Annotated in this window: 15 protein-coding genes; 11 read left to right on the top strand and 4 right to left on the bottom strand. The window is 73.4% G+C overall.

What is annotated here, in order from left to right; genetic code table 11:
- Positions 1 to 3: 3 nt before the first annotated feature.
- The 3 genes from ACFVUY_RS34320 (at position 4) to ACFVUY_RS34310 (ending at position 3450) form a co-directional block, all read left to right on the top strand.
- Positions 4 to 1383 (top strand): aldehyde dehydrogenase family protein, encoded by a 1380-nt coding sequence (locus ACFVUY_RS34320; RefSeq protein ID WP_387736218.1) that lies wholly within the window; start codon positions 4 to 6, stop codon positions 1381 to 1383.
- 7 nt (positions 1384 to 1390) lie between these two features.
- A complete protein-coding gene (locus tag ACFVUY_RS34315) occupies positions 1391 to 2191 on the top strand; it encodes a 3-oxoacyl-ACP reductase (RefSeq protein WP_359905904.1) in 801 nt (266 codons plus the stop codon).
- A 131-nt stretch (positions 2192 to 2322) separates the two neighbouring features.
- On the top strand, positions 2323 to 3450 hold the full coding sequence (locus ACFVUY_RS34310; RefSeq protein WP_387736216.1) for a DUF2510 domain-containing protein: 1128 nt from the start codon (positions 2323 to 2325) through the stop codon (positions 3448 to 3450).
- Between the two features lie 135 nt (positions 3451 to 3585).
- On the opposite strand, the gene ACFVUY_RS34305 is transcribed toward ACFVUY_RS34310, so the two are convergent.
- The 3 genes from ACFVUY_RS34305 to ACFVUY_RS34295 all read right to left on the bottom strand — a co-directional run bounded on the left by ACFVUY_RS34305 (position 3586) and on the right by ACFVUY_RS34295 (position 6447).
- The gene (locus ACFVUY_RS34305; RefSeq protein WP_380552975.1) at positions 3586 to 4500 is read right to left on the bottom strand and encodes a lytic polysaccharide monooxygenase; all 915 of its coding nucleotides are present in this window, start codon (positions 4498 to 4500) and stop codon (positions 3586 to 3588) included.
- Between the two features lie 244 nt (positions 4501 to 4744).
- On the bottom strand, positions 4745 to 5161 hold the full coding sequence (locus ACFVUY_RS34300; protein ID WP_380552978.1) for a hypothetical protein: 417 nt from the start codon (positions 5159 to 5161) through the stop codon (positions 4745 to 4747).
- A gap of 62 nt (positions 5162 to 5223) precedes the next feature.
- Positions 5224 to 6447 carry an amino acid deaminase/aldolase gene (locus ACFVUY_RS34295; RefSeq protein WP_387736214.1) on the bottom strand — a complete coding sequence of 408 codons (1224 nt, stop codon included), beginning with the start codon at positions 6445 to 6447 and terminating at the stop codon, positions 5224 to 5226.
- A 102-nt stretch (positions 6448 to 6549) separates the two neighbouring features.
- On the opposite strand from ACFVUY_RS34295, the gene ACFVUY_RS34290 reads away from it, so the two are divergent.
- A complete protein-coding gene (locus ACFVUY_RS34290) occupies positions 6550 to 7323 on the top strand; it encodes an SseB family protein (RefSeq protein WP_387736212.1) in 774 nt (257 codons plus the stop codon).
- 48 nt (positions 7324 to 7371) lie between these two features.
- On the opposite strand, the gene ACFVUY_RS34285 is transcribed toward ACFVUY_RS34290, so the two are convergent.
- Positions 7372 to 7788: a DUF1844 domain-containing protein gene (locus tag ACFVUY_RS34285; RefSeq protein WP_380352725.1), complete on the bottom strand. Its 417-nt coding sequence runs from the start codon at positions 7786 to 7788 to the stop codon at positions 7372 to 7374.
- 475 nt (positions 7789 to 8263) lie between these two features.
- On the opposite strand from ACFVUY_RS34285, the gene infC reads away from it, so the two are divergent.
- From infC to pheT, 7 genes are all read left to right on the top strand, one after another.
- Entirely contained in the window at positions 8264 to 9043 is a 780-nt protein-coding gene (gene infC / locus ACFVUY_RS34280; protein WP_387693155.1) for a translation initiation factor IF-3, read from the top strand.
- Between the two features lie 142 nt (positions 9044 to 9185).
- Positions 9186 to 9380: a 50S ribosomal protein L35 gene (gene rpmI, locus ACFVUY_RS34275; RefSeq protein ID WP_030055648.1), complete on the top strand. Its 195-nt coding sequence runs from the start codon at positions 9186 to 9188 to the stop codon at positions 9378 to 9380.
- Positions 9381 to 9489: 109 nt separating this feature from the next.
- Entirely contained in the window at positions 9490 to 9885 is a 396-nt protein-coding gene (rplT, locus tag ACFVUY_RS34270; RefSeq protein ID WP_030055649.1) for a 50S ribosomal protein L20, read from the top strand.
- A gap of 98 nt (positions 9886 to 9983) precedes the next feature.
- The gene (locus ACFVUY_RS34265; protein WP_359905921.1) at positions 9984 to 10850 is read left to right on the top strand and encodes an RNA methyltransferase; all 867 of its coding nucleotides are present in this window, start codon (positions 9984 to 9986) and stop codon (positions 10848 to 10850) included.
- A gap of 115 nt (positions 10851 to 10965) precedes the next feature.
- Positions 10966 to 12069, top strand: a complete 1104-nt coding sequence (locus tag ACFVUY_RS34260) for an ATP-binding protein (RefSeq protein WP_387693093.1) — start codon at positions 10966 to 10968, stop codon at positions 12067 to 12069.
- A 171-nt stretch (positions 12070 to 12240) separates the two neighbouring features.
- Positions 12241 to 13362: a phenylalanine--tRNA ligase subunit alpha gene (gene pheS, locus ACFVUY_RS34255; protein WP_188299334.1), complete on the top strand. Its 1122-nt coding sequence runs from the start codon at positions 12241 to 12243 to the stop codon at positions 13360 to 13362.
- On the top strand, positions 13362 to 15863 hold the full coding sequence (gene pheT / locus ACFVUY_RS34250) for a phenylalanine--tRNA ligase subunit beta (protein WP_387736209.1): 2502 nt from the start codon (positions 13362 to 13364) through the stop codon (positions 15861 to 15863). The genes pheS and pheT overlap by 1 nt, the downstream gene beginning before the upstream one ends.
- Positions 15864 to 15957 lie beyond the last annotated feature (94 nt).

Genomic DNA, 15957 nt, shown 5'->3' with positions numbered 1-15957 from the left:
CGCATGACCGAGCCCGACGCGAGCGCCGGGAGCAGCACCGTCCGCAATCCCGCCACCGGCGAGGTGCTCGCCACCGTCCCCGACACCGCCCCCGAACGGCTGGACGCGGCCGTCCGGCTGGCGGTGAGGGCCCAGACCGGCTGGGCGGCGCTCGCCCCCGGCGAACGCGCCCGCCTGCTGCGCCGGTTCGCCGACCAGGTCGAGGCGCACGTCCCCGAGCTGGCCGCCCTGGAGGTGGCGGAGGCCGGCCACCTGCCGGCCAACGCCCACTGGGAGGCCGGCAACGTCCGGGACCTGCTGGAGTACGCGGCCGGGGGAGTGGAGCGGCTGACCGGCCGGCAGATCCCGGTGGCCGGCGGCCTGGACGTGACCTTCCACGAGCCGGTCGGCGTGGTCGGGGTGATCGCACCGTGGAACTTCCCGATGCCGATCGCCGCCTGGGGCTTCGCCCCCGCCCTCGCGGCCGGCAACGCCGTCCTGCTCAAGCCCGCCGAGGCCACCCCGCTGACCGCCCTGCGGCTGGCCGAACTCGGCCTCGCGGCGGGCCTGCCCGAGGGCCTGTTCCAGGTCGTCCCCGGCGCGGGCACCACCACCGGCCGGGCCCTGGTGGACCACCCGGCCGTCCGCAAGATCGTCTTCACCGGCTCGACCGTCGTCGGCAAGGAGGTCGCCGCCCGCTGCGCCGCCCGCGCCAAGCGGGTCACCCTGGAACTCGGCGGCAAGAGCCCCAGCATCGTCTTCGCCGACGCCGACCTGGTCCGCGCCGCCGACCCGATGTCCTTCGCCGACAACAGCGGCCAGGACTGCTGCGCCCGCAGCCGGATCCTGGTCCAGCGCGAGGTGTACGAGGACTTCCTCGCCCTGCTGCTGCCCGCCGTCGAGAGCCTGCGCACCGGCGACCCGACCGACCCACAGACGGAGCTCGGCCCGCTGATCTCGGCCGCCCAGGTCCGCCGGGTGGCCTCCTACCTCACCCCCGACCTGCCGGTGCTGGCCCGCGGCAAGGTCCCGGACGGGCCCGGTTACTGGTACCCGCCGACGGTCGTCGGCCCCGAGGACCCGCAGGTCCCGGCCGTCACCGAGGAGATCTTCGGCCCGGTCGCCGCCGTCCTGCCGTTCACCGACGAGGCCGACGCGCTGCGCCTGGCCAACGCCACCCGCTACGGCCTGGCCGGCTCGATCTGGACCCGGGACGTCGGCCGGGCGCTGCGCCTGGCCCGCGGCGTACGGGCGGGCAACCTGTCGGTCAACTCGCACTCCTCGGTGCGCTACTGGACGCCCTTCGGCGGCTACGGCGAGTCCGGGGTGGGCCGCGAGCTGGGCCCGGACGCGCTGCGCCACTTCACCGAGACCAAGAACGTCTTCATCCACAGCGAGGAGTGACAGCCCGATGAGCGAGAAGCACGCCGCGCGGGACGAGGCCGTCTGCCGCCGGCTGGTCGGCCGCACCGCCGTGGTCACCGGCGCGGGCAGCGGGATCGGCCTGGCCGCCGCCCGCCGGCTCGCCTCGGAGGGGGCGAAGGTGGTCTGCGCCGACCTCGACGAGGAGACCGGGCGGGCCGCCGCCAAGGAGGTCGGCGGACTGTTCGTGCACACCGACGTCACCGACCCGTACATGGTGGAGGCGCTGTTCGACGAGGCGTACGAGACCTGCGGCAGCGTGGACGTCGCGTTCAACAACGCGGGCATCTCGCCGCCCGAGGACGACTCGATCCTGACCACCGGCCTGGACGCCTGGCGCAGGGTCCAGGAGGTCAACCTGACCTCGGTCTACCTGTGCTGCAAGGCCGCGCTGCCGTACATGCGCCGGCACGGGCGCGGCTCGATCATCAACACCGCCAGCTTCGTGGCCCGGATGGGCGCGGCCACCTCGCAGATCTCCTACACCGCCTCCAAGGGCGGGGTGCTGGCGATGTCCCGCGAGCTGGGCGTGCAGTTCGCCCGGGAGGGCATCCGGGTCAACGCGCTCTCGCCCGGACCGGTTGACACGCCGCTGCTGCGCGAGCTGTTCGCCGCGGACCCGGAGCGGGCCGCCCGCCGGCTGGTGCACATCCCGCTCGGCCGGTTCGCCCGGGCCGAGGAGATCGCCGCCGCGGTGGCCTTCCTGGCCAGCGACGACTCCTCCTTCATCACGGCGAGCGAGTTCCTGGTGGACGGCGGCATCTCCGGGGCGTACGTCACCCCGCTGTAGCCGCCGCCGGTGGGAATCCCGGCCGCGCCGGCCGCGCCGGACGGGGTTCTCACCGGAATCTCATCGAAAACGGCGGGAATTCCCGGCTGCGCTGATTTCGCGTTTATCCGGCTGCCTTTAGATTCTCTTCTGTGAGCGAGCAGATTCCCGCCGGGTGGTACCCGGATCCCAAGGACACCACGAGCGACCCGAGGCCGCAGCGGTGGTGGGACGGCAAGGGCTGGACGGCCGACACCCGGCCCGCACCCTCGGACGCCCCCGCGTCGGACACGCCTGCGCCGGGCGCGGCCGAGCAGCCCACGGTGCTGGAGGGCGAGGTGCTGGAGAGCGGCCCGACCGTCCGCTACCCGGAGCCGCCGCCCTTCGGCGCCGCCTACGGCACGCCCGGCGGGCCGCCGCGCAAGGCCCGGCGCAAGCCCTCCAAGCTGGTGCTGGCGACCACCGTCGCCGCCCTGCTCGGCCTGGGCGTCGGCGCCGGGGTCACCTACCTCGCGACGGACGGCCACGGGGACCGCGCCCCGCGCAGCGCCCGCCCGGCCCCGCAGGGCGGCTACGGCCCGTGGGGCGGCGCCCCGGACTTCGGGGACCCCGGCAACGGCGGCAACGGCGGGAGCGGGAACGGCAAGGGCGGAAACGGCGGCAAGGGCGGGAACGGGGGCGGCAACGGCGGCGGCCGGACCAGCCCGAACGCCGACAAGGCGATCGACGTGGTCAACCGGCTCACCCTGCCGGTCCCGGACGGCTGGGAGGCCGGCACCACCCAGGACGGCTACGCCTCGCTCAGCGTCGGCTCGTACACCTGCGCGGACGGCAAGGGCAGCTGCTCCCTCGGCGGCGTGAACACCGGCCGGATCAGCGGCGGCGGCACCGACGCCCAGGCGGCGGCCAAGGCCGACATCGCGACGGCCGCCAAGGACGCGTACGGCGACGTCACCGGGCACCAGGAGCTCAAGTCCGAGGCCGTGAAGGTCAACGGCCAGGACGGCTACCTGGTCCGCTGGAAGGTGGACGCGCCCAAGGGCAACAACGGCTACGTGCAGACCGTGGTTTTCCCGTCCGCCGACGGGAAGTCGCTGGTCTCGGTGCACTTCGGCTTCGACATCGCCGACAAGTCGCCCGACGTCGCGGTGATGGACACCGTCGTCCAGGGCATCTCCGTCTACAAGGGCAAGCTGCCGAGCATCCCCGGGCTGCCCGGGACGGGCTCCGGCTCCGGCGGGTCCGGTGCGGACGGCGGCGTCGGAGGCACCACCACCTGAGCACCGCGCTCCTCACACGGCGGCGGCCCACCCGGGAGGGAACCCTCCGGGTGGGCCGCCGTTCGTCGTCGTACGGGTGGTGCCACGGGAGCCGGGCCGGACGGGGGTGTGCCGGCCCGGCTCCCGCGCCCGGCGTCAGGAGTCGCGTCGAACAGCCTCGACGCGACGGCGCCGGAGCACCATGCCGGCCCAGCCGACACCGATCGCGGCAGCGCCCGCGAGCAGCAGCGGACCGGTGGCCGAGGTGCCGCCCACGGCCGCGGAGGCGGTCGGGATCACCTGGCCCGCCGGGGAGTTCGGGTCCCCGCCGTGGCCGTGGTGGGCGACCGTGGACTTGGACGCGTCGGCCGCGATCTGGGCGTCGCTGGGAGCGGCCGGGGCCTGGGCGGCGAGCGCCGACACGGCCGTGGTGGAGGCGCCGAAGTCGACGTCGGAGCAGGAGTAGAAGGCCTCCGGGCTGTCGCTGCGCTGCCACACCGTGTAGAGGACCTGGCGGCCGGTGCGCTGCGGCAGGGTGCCGGAGTAGGTGTAGAACCCGTTGACCGCGTTGCGGTCGACCTGCACCTTGGCCACCGGGGCCGGGTCGAGGTCCGACCACTTCAGCGGCTTGGTCGGGTCGTAGCCCGCCTTGGTGATGTAGACGGTCTGGGTGCCGACGTGCGGCGCGGTGGTGCGGAACTGGAAGGTGAAGGAGCCGGCCTTCACCGCGGTGGCCGGCCAGTCGGTGCGCGGCCAGTCCAGCGCCGCGTACTTGTCGCGGTTGGCCGAGCAGAGCTTGCCGTCCGGGATCAGCGCCTGGTGGTTGCCGTTGGCGTTGGCGATGTTGACCTCGTTCCAGTCGTACAGCGGCTGGGTGCCGCTCGCGGCGACGAGGTCCTTGCAGACCTGGGACACCGGGTGCTCGGGGCCCTCGGCGTAGCAGGCGGCGACCCGGCTGACGGGGTTGGTCATCGTGCCGTGGGCGCTGGCGGTGCCGGCGGTGGCACCGGCCACCGCGAGGAGCGCGGCGCCGATCACGCCGACGGACAGGGCATTGCGCTTGATGGACATGGGGTGGGGACTCCTTGACCGTCGTTCCGGGCACGTGTGGGGGAGGAGCGGGCACGCCTGCCCGTTCGGGGGCCGCCGGCCCGGCGCACGGCCCCCGGCCAGAGCGTAGGATTGGTCTGGACCAGATGGCAATAGCCGCGCGTACTGTGCTTGTTGACGGACTGTAGGCCCCCGAGCAGCGCAAAGGCCCGACGGACGGCCGTGGTTAGCCGTTCCATCGGGCCCCGTTAAGGCTCCGGAAAGGTCAGCGCCGCATGTCGTGGATGATGCCGGCCTGGATCACGAGGTCGCTGTTGACGGTCGAGTTCCCGTCGATGGTGTTGATGATGTACGTCCCGCCCACCTTGTTGAACCGTCCGGGGGCGAACTCCGCGAGGATCTCGAAGAGTTCCTCGGCCGCCTGCGGCTCCGTCCGGAACAGTGTGCGCAGCCGGTTGCGCAGGGCCGCGGCCTGGTCGGCCAGGACCTCCTGGTCGCCGTCGGCCTCCAGCACCTCGGCGCGGATCACCTCCAGCTCGGCGCTCGCCTCCTCGTCCCGCTCGCCGCGCCCGAACAGCCGGGCGATCCGTGAACCGGCCTGATTCCATGCGGCCGTGGCCATCAGGCCGGCCACGGAGGCCGCTCCGGACCTCACCATCTCCTGCACGAGCTCGGCATCCATGCGATCCCTCCCGGTTCCAGCTTCAGTGTCGGCACCACGGTAGGGCAGAGCCGGACGAAGCGTCAGAGGAACGTCCTGCCCTCGCCCCGGTACGTCGGCACGGTCCGTACGATCCGGTCGTCCTCGATCAGGTGCAGCTCGGCGAAGCGTTCGCACAGCTCACCCGCCTTGGCGTGCCGGAACCAGACCCGGTCGCCGATCAGCAGGTCGTCCGCCGCGGAGCCGAGCAGCGGGGTCTGCACCTCCCCGGCGCCCTCCATCGGGTCGTAGCGCAGCCCGGCCGGCAGGTACGGCACCGGCGAGCGGTCCGGGCCGGCCGCGCCGGAGGCCGGGTAGCCGCCGCCGAGGACGGTCACCACGCCGAGGCCGGGGCGGCGTACCACCGGCTGGCCGAAGAGCGCGGCCGGGCGGCCCCGGAACGTGCGGTAGTTGTCGAACAGCTGCGGCTGGTACAGCCCGGAGCCGGCCGCGACCTCGGTGACGGCGCGTTCGGCCACGGTGGACTCCACGCTGCCGGTGCCGCCGCCGTTGACGAACTCCAGGTCGGCCACCTGTCGCAGTCGCCGGACCGTCGCCGCGCGCCGCTCGGCCAGTTCGGCCCGGGCCTTGGCCTGCATCAGCCGGATCAGCCCGGAGCGCACCGGCCGGCCGGGCACCCGGTCGCCCACCCCGGCGACGTGGCCCTCGTACGCCATCAGGCCGACCACCCGGAAGCCCCGGCGGCGCTGGACGAGTTCGGCGAAGGCGCCGAGGTCCTCGGGGGTGCGCAGCGGGGAGCGCCGGGCGCCCACCCTGACCCGGCCGCCGAGCAGGTGCAGCGAGGTGTCCAGCTCCAGGCAGACCCGCACCTCGGCGTCGCCGCCGCGGGCCCGGTCGATCAGGTCCAGTTGGGCCGGGTCGTCCAGGACCACGGTGATCTCGCGGGCGGCCCCGGGGTCGGCGGTGAGTTCGGCGAAGCCGGCCCGGTCGGCGGAGGGGTAGGCGAGCAGGATGTCGCGGACGCCGGTGCGGGCCAGCCAGAGCGACTCGTCCAGGGTGAAGCTCATCACCCCGAGGAAGCCGTCCACGGCCAGCGCCCGCTCCAGCAGCGCCCGGCAGCGGATCGACTTGCTGGCCAGCCGGATCGGCTTGCCGCCCGCCCGGCGGACCAGGTCGGCGGCGTTCGCGTCGAACGCGGCGAGGTCCACGACGGCCACCGGCCCGTCCAGGTGGGCGGTGGCGCGGTCGTACCGGAGGCGGTCGGAGACCGGGGCGGGCGCGGTCGCGGGTGCGTCGAGGATCACCATGGCCGCAGGGTGCCACACCGCGCTACCGGTGGGTAGGCCCCGCGTACGGGGAACGTGCAGGGAAATGGGGCCGCTCGCGCGCGGTGGCATAGGCTCGGGCGGGTGGACCGCAAAGACTTCTCCAACCCGGCGTTCGTCGGCAAGAGCATCCCGAACCCCGGCTTCTCCGACGACGACGGCACCGCCGACCCGGCGCTCACCGAGGCCCTCGCGCGCTGGTCGCGGGACGGCGCGGCCGAGTCGGAGGTGCTGGCGGCGCTGACCCCCACCCGGCTGATGGTCCCGATCGTCGCGATCCTCGGCGAGGTCGAGGTGGACGCGCACGGGCACCGGCACGAGAAGACCAGCGACATGGCCGTCCCGGTGCTGGAGGCCCCGGACGGGCGCCGCGCGCTGCCGGCCTTCACGTCGCTGGAGGCGCTGGCCCGCTGGCGCGCCGACGCCCGTCCGGCGCCGACGGCGGCCCCGCAGGCCGCGATGGTCGCCTTCTCGGAGCGGGCCGACACGCTGCTGATCGACCCGGCCGGGCCGGTGCCGTTCCAGCTGAGCGGCGCCCGGCTGCGGGCGTTGGCGGAGAACCGTCCGTTCCTGCCGCCGGTCCTGGACCCGGAGGTGCGCGAGGCGGTCCGCGGGCTGCTGGCGGCGGAGCCGCAGGTGGTCACCGGGCTGCTGGCGGGCTCGGAGGGCTCGGACGGGCTGCTCGCGGTGGTGTTCGATCCGGCGCTGGACCAGGCGGGCCTGCAGGCGGCCGCGCAGCGGGTCGGGCGGGCGGTGGCCGCGGACCCGCTGCTGCGGGTGCGGCTGGACCGGGGGCTGGACCTCGCGGTGCTGCCGGCGAGCGCGGAGCTGCCGGGGGAGCCGCTCTACAGGCGTTGACGGAGCGGGAGGTCCGGCACGCACGTGCCGGACCTCCCGCGAGCGGTCTCAGGAGTAGACCGGCCCGGTGAACTTCTCGCCCGGGCCCGCGCCCGGGGCGTCCGGGACGATCGAGGCCTCGCGGAAGGCGAGCTGGAGCGAGCGCAGCCCGTCGCGCAGCGGCGCGGCGTGGAAGTTGCTGATCTCCGGGGCGCCGGCGGTGACCAGCCCGGCCAGTGCGGTGATCAGCTTGCGGGCCTCGTCCAGGTCCTTGTCCTTGTCGCCGCCCTCGGCGAGACCGCACTTGACGGCGGCGGCGCTCATCAGGTGCACCGCGACGGTGGTGATCACCTCGACGGCCGGGACCTCGGCGATGTCGCGGGTGAGGTCGTCGAAGCCGATCGCGTCGTCGTCCGCGCCGGGGTTCTGGGTGGGCTCGCTGCTCAAGGTGGGCTCGTTCCATCGTGTCGGTCTGTCCGTACCCATGGAGCGTACAAGGGCCCCTTCGGTACCAGGACGCGGCCGTATCCGCGCCGGGAGGCGGCCGTTCCCCGCACTGGGAGGAGGCCGCGCGAGGGGGCGGAATAGCGTTCGCCCCCCCGACGCTGTAAGCTTCGAGACTGACCGGCCGGGATCCCGTATGGGCACTCGGCCAGCAAGTGGAGGCTCCACTGAGGAGGCCCGAGAGGGCAACCGCGAAAGTCTCCCACCTGGTCGGCCTTCGGGTCGACGGGTCCCGGTCCGCGACGGGCGCCCCTGGCGCCGAGTCGCCGCAGCGCCCCTCACCGGGCGTCGCCCCCGGTTGTGTGGAGCCCCGCTTGTACCGAGCGGGGCTTTTTTCGTGTGGCGGTGTACGTACCGGACAGCGCAGCACGAATGAAGCCCCGCCCAGTGGTCGAGTCCACTACGTGCGACCGCCGTCCGACGGCCGCATCGCAGAAGGTGCAACCGAGGAGGCCCCATCAGCACCGAGCCCCGCATCAACGACCGGATTCGCGTCCCCGAGGTGCGACTCGTCGGTCCCAGCGGCGAGCAGGTCGGCATCGTGCCGCTTGCCAAGGCGCTGGAGCTCGCGCAGGAGTACGACCTCGACCTGGTCGAGGTCGCGGCGACCGCCCGGCCGCCGGTGTGCAAGCTCATGGACTACGGCAAGTTCAAGTACGAGTCGGCCATGAAGGCCCGTGAGGCGCGCAAGAACCAGGCGCACACGGTCATCAAGGAGATGAAGCTCCGGCCGAAGATCGACCCGCACGACTATGACACCAAGAAGGGTCACGTCGTCCGGTTCCTCAAGCAGGGCGACAAGGTCAAGATCACGATCATGTTCCGCGGTCGTGAGCAGTCCCGCCCCGAGCTGGGCTTCCGTCTGCTTCAGCGGCTCGCCGACGACGTCCAGGACCTGGGCTTCGTGGAGTCCTCGCCCAAGCAGGACGGCCGCAACATGATCATGGTCCTTGGCCCGCACAAGAAGAAGACCGAGGCGATGGCCGAGGCCCGCGCCCTCGCGGACGCCCGCAAGGCCGAGCGTCAGGGCCGCACCGCCGGCTCCGACGCCGCCGCGGACACCGAGGACGAGGACGTCGTGACCGACCTCGATGTCGAGGTCGAGGACGTCGAGGTCGAGGACGTCGCGACCGAGGTCGAGGACGTCGCGACCGAGGCGCAGGACGCCCCGGCCGAGGCGCCGGCCGTCGAGGCCGACGCTCCGGTCGAGCAGCCGGCCGCCTCCCAGGGCGCCTGAGCCCTCACCGGCCAGGAGGCCCGGGAGACCGGCCCCCAGGGTGACGGGGCGGCCCGCCCGGTCACCGCAGATCCATCCAGTTCACGCCCGCGCGGCGCACGTCGCGCGGGCGCGGACGGGACTGACGAGGAGATACGGCGAAATGCCGAAGCAGAAGACGCACAGTGGCGCCAGCAAGCGCTTCAAGATCAGTGGCTCTGGCAAGGTGCTGCGCGAGCGCGCCGGCCGCCGCCACCTCCTGGAGCACAAGCCCTCGACGCTGACCCGCAAGCTGGCCGGGACCGTCGAGCTGGCCCCCGCTGACGCCAAGAAGATCAAGAAGCTTCTCGGCAAGTGATCGCCCTCCCGCCCGGCGCGAGCCGCGAGCGGGGCAGCTGATCCTTCCCGACCCATTCGAATGACGGACCACGTGAAGTAGTCCGTGGTCCAACCCAAGGAGTAATCAAGTGGCACGCGTCAAGCGGGCAGTCAACGCCCACAAGAAGCGCCGGGTCATCCTGGAGCGCGCCAGCGGCTACCGTGGCCAGCGTTCGCGCCTGTACCGCAAGGCCAAGGAGCAGGTCACCCACTCGCTGGTCTACAACTTCAACGACCGCAAGAAGCGCAAGGGCGACTTCCGTCAGCTGTGGATCCAGCGCATCAACGCTGCGGCCCGTGCCAACGGCATCACCTACAACCGCTTCGTGCAGGGCCTGAAGGCCGCCAGCGTCGAGATCGACCGCAAGATGCTGGCCGACCTGGCCGTCAACGACCCGGGTGCGTTCGCCTCCCTGGTCGAGGTCGCCCAGAAGGCGCTGCCGGCCGACGTGAACGCCCCGAAGGCCGCCGCCGACGCCGCCTGATCTTCCGAGATCGGTTGAGCTCTGACCGGACCCGCAGGCTCGCCTGCGGGTCCGGTCCTGCTTTTCCCCCTCCTTCAGCGCCTCCGGAGAACGAGACCATGCCGAGCACCGACACCCCCCTGCTGACCTCCCTGCGCTCGCCGCGCGTCGTGGCCGCCCGCCGGCTGGCCAAGCGCAACCAGCGCACCAAGGAGCGCCGCTTCCTGGCCGAGGGCCCGCAGGCCGTCCGGGAGGCCATCGCCTTCGGCAGGCTGCCGGGCAGCGGCGAGCACGCCGTGGTCGAGGTCTACGCGACCCCGGAGGCCGCCGAGCGGCACGCCGGCATCGTCGAGGCCGCCCTGGTCGAGGGACTGCCGGTGCTGACCGCCACCGACGAGGTGATCGCCGAGATCTGCGACACGGTGACGCCGCAGGGCATCGTGGCGCTCTGCCGCTTCATCGACACCCCGTTCGCCGAGGTGCTCAAGGCCCGTCCGAAGCTGGTCGCGATCCTCGCCCACGTGCGCGACCCCGGGAACGCCGGCACGGTGCTGCGCACCGCCGACGCGGCCGGTGCGGACGCCGTGGTGCTCACCGACGCCTCGGTGGACCTCTACAACCCGAAGGCCGTCCGGGCCTCCGTGGGCAGCCTGTTCCACCTGCCGGTGGCGGTCGGGGTCCCGGTCGAGGAGGCCGTCGGCAGGCTGCGCGAGGCCGGCGTCCGGGTGCTCGCCGCGGACGGCGCGGGGGAGCGCGACCTGGACCAGGAGCTCGACGAGGGCACCCTGGGGGCGCCCGGCGCATGGGTGTTCGGCAACGAGGCCTGGGGGCTTCCGGAGGAGACCCGCGCGCTCACCGACGAGGTCGTGCGCGTCCCGATCCACGGCCACGCCGAGAGCCTCAACCTGGCCACCGCGGCGGCGGTCTGCCTGTACGCCTCCGCGCGCGCCCAGCGCTCGCCCGGCGGCTGCCGTTCGAACGCCTGACGCACCCGGGGGCGCGTCAGGATCCACGCGGCAAGCCCTACTGCACGGGCCTGGGAGGCGCTAGGGTCTGCCTCGGTGGGGGGAACGGCACGGTGGGTAATCGGGGAGGCAACCCATGGTCGGCAGCGGACCCGAGCTCGACCCGGACGACCTGCCGGACGGCCTGGTGGTCGCCGACGCGCTGGGCCGGGTGGTCTGCTTCAACCGGGCCGCGGCCCGGCTCACCGGCGTGCTCCCGCAGGCCGCGCTCGGCAGCGGACTGGAGGACGTCCTCCCCCTGGAGGACCTGGACGGCCGCCGCTGGTGGCCGCTGACCGACCCGTACGGTGGTCTGGCCACCCGCACCCGCCAGCCGGAGCGCAACCTGCTGCTGCCCGGGGGGCGCGAGGTGCTGGTCTCCGCCCGGTACGTGCGCAGCGCGCCGTGCGGGCCGCTGGAGCGCCTGGTGATCGCCCTGCGCGGCACCGAGGCCCGGCGCCGCACCGAGCGCAGCCACGCCGAGCTGATCGCCACCGTGGCGCACGAGCTGCGCTCCCCGCTGACCAGCGTCAAGGGCTTCACGGCGACGCTGCTGGCCAAGTGGGAGCGGTTCACCGACGGGCAGAAGCGGCTGATGCTGGAGACCGTGGACGCGGACGCCGACCGGGTCACCCGGCTGATCGCCGAGCTGCTGGACATCTCCCGGATCGACTCCGGCCGGCTGGAGCTGCGCAAGCAGGTGGTCGACCTGGCCGCGGCGGTGCGCCGGCACGTCGAGCGCAAGGTCGCCACCGGCATCCCCGAGGACCGCTTCGACATCCGGATCGGCGAGCCGCTGACCGTCCTGTGGGCCGACCCGGACAAGGTCGACCAGGTGCTGGCCAACCTGCTGGAAAACGCGGTGCGGCACGGCGAGGGAACTGTCACCATCGAGGTGGCACCGGCCAAGGAGGTCGTCGAGGCACCCGTCTGGGAGCGCAGCGGCACCCCGCCCCGCATCGTGGAAGGCACAGCGGTCACCGTGAGCGACGAAGGCAGCGGCATCCCCGAGGAGTCGATGCCCCGCGTCTTCACCCGCTTCTGGCGCGGCTCCAAGCGCGGCGGCACGGGCCTGGGCCTCTACATCGTCAAGGGCATCGTGGAGGCCCACGGCGGCTCGATCCGCGTCGACCGCGCGCCCGGCGGCGGCGCCCGGTTCCGATTTATCCTGCCCGCCGGGGTGCCCGACTTCATGCTCTGAAGGAGCATGAACGACAAGCACGGCATGCCCTCGGAGTTCCCGAGCAGGCCGGACGTCGTCTCCCCGGACGGGCTTCGCGGCAGCGGTGATACCCGCTGCGACTACACTCGACCTTTGGCGTTGGCCCAAAGACCTTGAGCACGGACGAGCAGGAGCACGGGAAAGATAGAGATGTCGGCACCCAACAAGTCGTACGACCCGGTCGAGGTCGAGGCCCTCAAGCCCGAGGTGGTGGAGCAGGCGCGGGACGAGGCGATCGCCGCGTTCGCCGCCGCCGGCTCCCTGGACGAACTGAAGCAGGCCAAGGTCGCCCACACCGGCGACCGCTCCGCGCTCTCGCTCGCCAATCGCGAGATCGGCGCTCTGCCCCCGCACGCGAAGGCGGCGGCCGGAAAGCTGATCGGCCAGGCCCGCGGGGCGGTCAACCAGGCCCTCGCCAAGCGGCAGGCCGAGCTGGAGGCGGAGCGCGACGCCCGCGTGCTGGTCGAGGAGGCGGTGGACGTCACGCTGCCGTACGACCGCGCCCCGCGCGGCGCCCGGCACCCGCTGACCACCATGGCCGAGCGCATCGAGGACACCTTCGTCGCGATGGGCTACCAGGTCGCGGAGGGCCCCGAGGTCGAGGCCGAGTGGCTCAACTTCGACGCCCTCAACCTGGGCCCGGACCACCCGGCCCGCTCGATGCAGGACACCTTCTTCGTCCAGGCCCCGGACGGCTCCGCCGACTCCGGCGTGGTGCTGCGCACCCAGACCTCCCCGGTCCAGGCCCGCACCATGCTCGACCGCGAGCCCCCCGTCTACGTGGTCTGCCCGGGCCGGGTCTACCGGACCGACGAGCTGGACGCCACCCACACCCCGGTCTTCCGGCAGGTCGAGGGCCTCGCGGTGGACGAGGGCATCACCTTCGCCGACCTCAAGGGCACCATCGAGGTGCTGGTCGAGAAGCTGATCGGTGGCGGCCTGGAGCTGCGCTGGCGCCCGTCCTACTTCCCGTTCACCGAGCCGAGCGCGGAGATCGACCTCCAGTGCTTCGTGTGCCGCGGTGCGAGCGTCGGCAACCCGGACCGGCCGTGCCGGACCTGTTCCTCCGAGGGCTGGATCGAGCTCGGCGGCTGCGGCGTGGTCAACCCGCGGGTGCTGGTCGCCTGCGGCGTCGACCCCAACCGCTACAGCGGCTTCGCCTTCGGCCTGGGCCTGGAGCGGATCCTGATGAATCGTCACAACGTCGCCGACATGCGCGACATGGTCGAGGGTGACGTCCGCTTCACCCTCCCGTTCGGGATGGAGATCTGATGCGCGTCCCGCTTTCCTGGCTGCGCGAGTACGTCGACCTGCCGGCCGGCGAGACCGGCCGTGACGTCGCGGAGCGCCTGGTCCGGGCCGGCCTGGAGGTCGAGACCGTCGAGCAGATCGGCACGGACCTCAAGGGTCCGCTGGTGGTCGGCGAGGTGCTCTCCATCGAGGAGCTGTCCGGCTTCAAGAAGCCGATCCGGCACTGCTTCGTGAACGTCGGCGACGCCAACGGCACCGGCGAGCCGCAGGAGATCGTCTGCGGCGCGACCAACTTCGCCGTCGGCGACAAGGTCGTGGTCGTGCTCCCGGGCGCCGTGCTGCCCGGCCCGTTCCCGATCGCGGCCCGCAAGACGTACGGCCACACCTCGGCCGGCATGATCTGCTCCGCCCGCGAGCTGGGCATGGGTGACGACCACGACGGCATCATCGTGCTCCCGCCGGAGTTCGAGCCCGGCACCGACGCCATCGAGCTGCTCCAGCTCGTCGACGAGGTGCTCGACATCGCCGTCACCCCGGACCGCGGCTACTGCCTGTCCATGCGCGGCGTGGCCCGTGAGGCCGCCGCCGCGTACGGGCTGCCGCTGGCCGACCCGGCGCTGCTCGACGTGCCGCCGGCGAACTCCTTCGGCTACCTGGTGAAGGTCAACGACCAGACCGGCTGCGACCGCTTCGTGGCCCGTACGGTCGTCGGCGTGGACCCGAACGCCAAGTCCCCGATCTGGCTGCAGCGCCGGCTCCAGAAGTCGGGCATCCGCCCGATCTCGCTGACCGTCGACATCACCAACTACGTGATGCTGGAGGTCGGCCAGCCGCTGCACGCCTACGACAAGCAGCGCGTGTCGGGCCCGATCACGGTCCGCCGGGCGGAGCAGGGCGAGAGCCTCACCACCCTCGACGGGGTCGAGCGCAAGCTCTCCGCCGAGGACCTGCTGATCTGCGACAACAGCGGCCCGATCGGCCTGGCCGGTGTGATGGGCGGCGCCTCCACCGAGATCCTCGACCCGGCCGCTGGGCCGGGCACCACCGAGGTGATCATCGAGGCGGCGCACTTCGACGCGGTCGCCATCGCCCGCAGCGCCAAGCGGCACAAGCTGCCCTCCGAGGCGTCCAAGCGCTTCGAGCGCGGCGTCGACCCGGAGGCCGCCCGCGCCGCCGCGCAGCGCGCCGTCGACCTGCTGGTCCTGATCGCCGGCGGCACCGCCGAGGCCGGGGTCACCGACATCGCGGCCCCGCACCCGGTGCGCACCATCACCATCGCCGCCGACCTGCCCGACCGGGTGGCCGGCACCGGGTACGGCCGCGAGACCGTCACCCGGCGCCTGCAGGAGATCGGCTGCTCGGTCTCCGGCGCCGATGTCCTGGAGGTCACCCCGCCGACCTGGCGCCCGGACCTCACCGACCCGTACGACCTCGCGGAGGAGGTCATCCGGCTGGAGGGCTACGACAACGTCCCCGCCCGGATGCCCGACGTTCCCCCGGGCAAGGGCCTGACCGAGGCCCAGCGGGTGCACCGCCGGATCGGCGTCGCGCTGGCCGGGGCCGGCTACGTCGAGGTCAACAACTACCCGTTCCTCGGCGAGACCGCCTTCGAGGCGCTCGGCCTGGAGGCGGACGACCGGCGCCGCCGCACGGTGAAGCTGGTCAACCCGCTGAACGACGAGGAGCCGGCGCTGCGCACCACGCTGCTGCCGGGCCTGCTCGGCGCGCTGCGCCGCAACGTCGGCCGGGGCAACACCGACCTGGCGATCTTCGAGACCGGCACCGTCTTCCTGCCCAAGGACGAGCTGAGCGTGGCTCCGCGTCCGGCGGTCGACCACCGGCCCAGCGACGAGGAGCTGGCCGCGCTGGACGCCGCGCTGCCGGACCAGCCGCGCCGGATCGCCGTCGCCCTCGCGGGTGAGCGGCTGCCGTCGGGCTGGTGGGGCAAGGGCGCCCAGGCCTTCTGGGCGGACGCCGTCGAGGCGGCCCGCACGGTGGCCCGGGCGGCCGGCGTCGAGCTGACCGTCCGGCAGGGCCAGCTGGCCCCGTGGCACCCGGGCCGTTGTGCCGAGCTGCTGGTGGCCGGCACCGACCGGGTGGTCGGCCACGCCGGTGAGCTGCACCCGCGGGTGGTCAAGGCGCTCGGGCTGCCGGCCCGCACCGCCGCGATGGAGATCGACATCGACCTGCTCACCGCCGACGGCGCCGAGCGGGTCAGCGGCCCGACCGTCTCCGGTTTCCCGGTGGCGACCCAGGACGTCGCGCTGATCGTCGACACCGCTGTCCCGGCCGCCGAGGTCGAGGCCGCGCTGCGCTCCGGCGCGGGCGAACTGCTGGAGGCCATCCGGCTGTTCGACGTGTTCACCGGTGAGCAGGTCGGCGAGGGCAAGAAGTCGCTGGCGTACGCGCTGCGCTTCCGCGCGACCGACCGCACCCTGACCGCCGACGAGGCGACCGCCGCCCGCGAGGCGGCCGTCGCCGAGGCCGTCGCCCGCACCGGCGCGGTGCTGCGCGGCGTCTGACGCGACCGTAGTACCCAGGAGGGCCCCGCCCCGGACCACGAGTCCGGGGCGGGGCCCTTTCCGCTTCCCCGGGTTGACGCTTCCCCGGGTTGAC

It is taken from the genome of Kitasatospora sp. NPDC058063 (assembly GCF_042885395.1).
Lineage (GTDB): Bacteria > Actinomycetota > Actinomycetes > Streptomycetales > Streptomycetaceae > Kitasatospora > Kitasatospora lactacystinica.
This window is presented reverse-complemented; position numbering and strand designations above follow the sequence as displayed.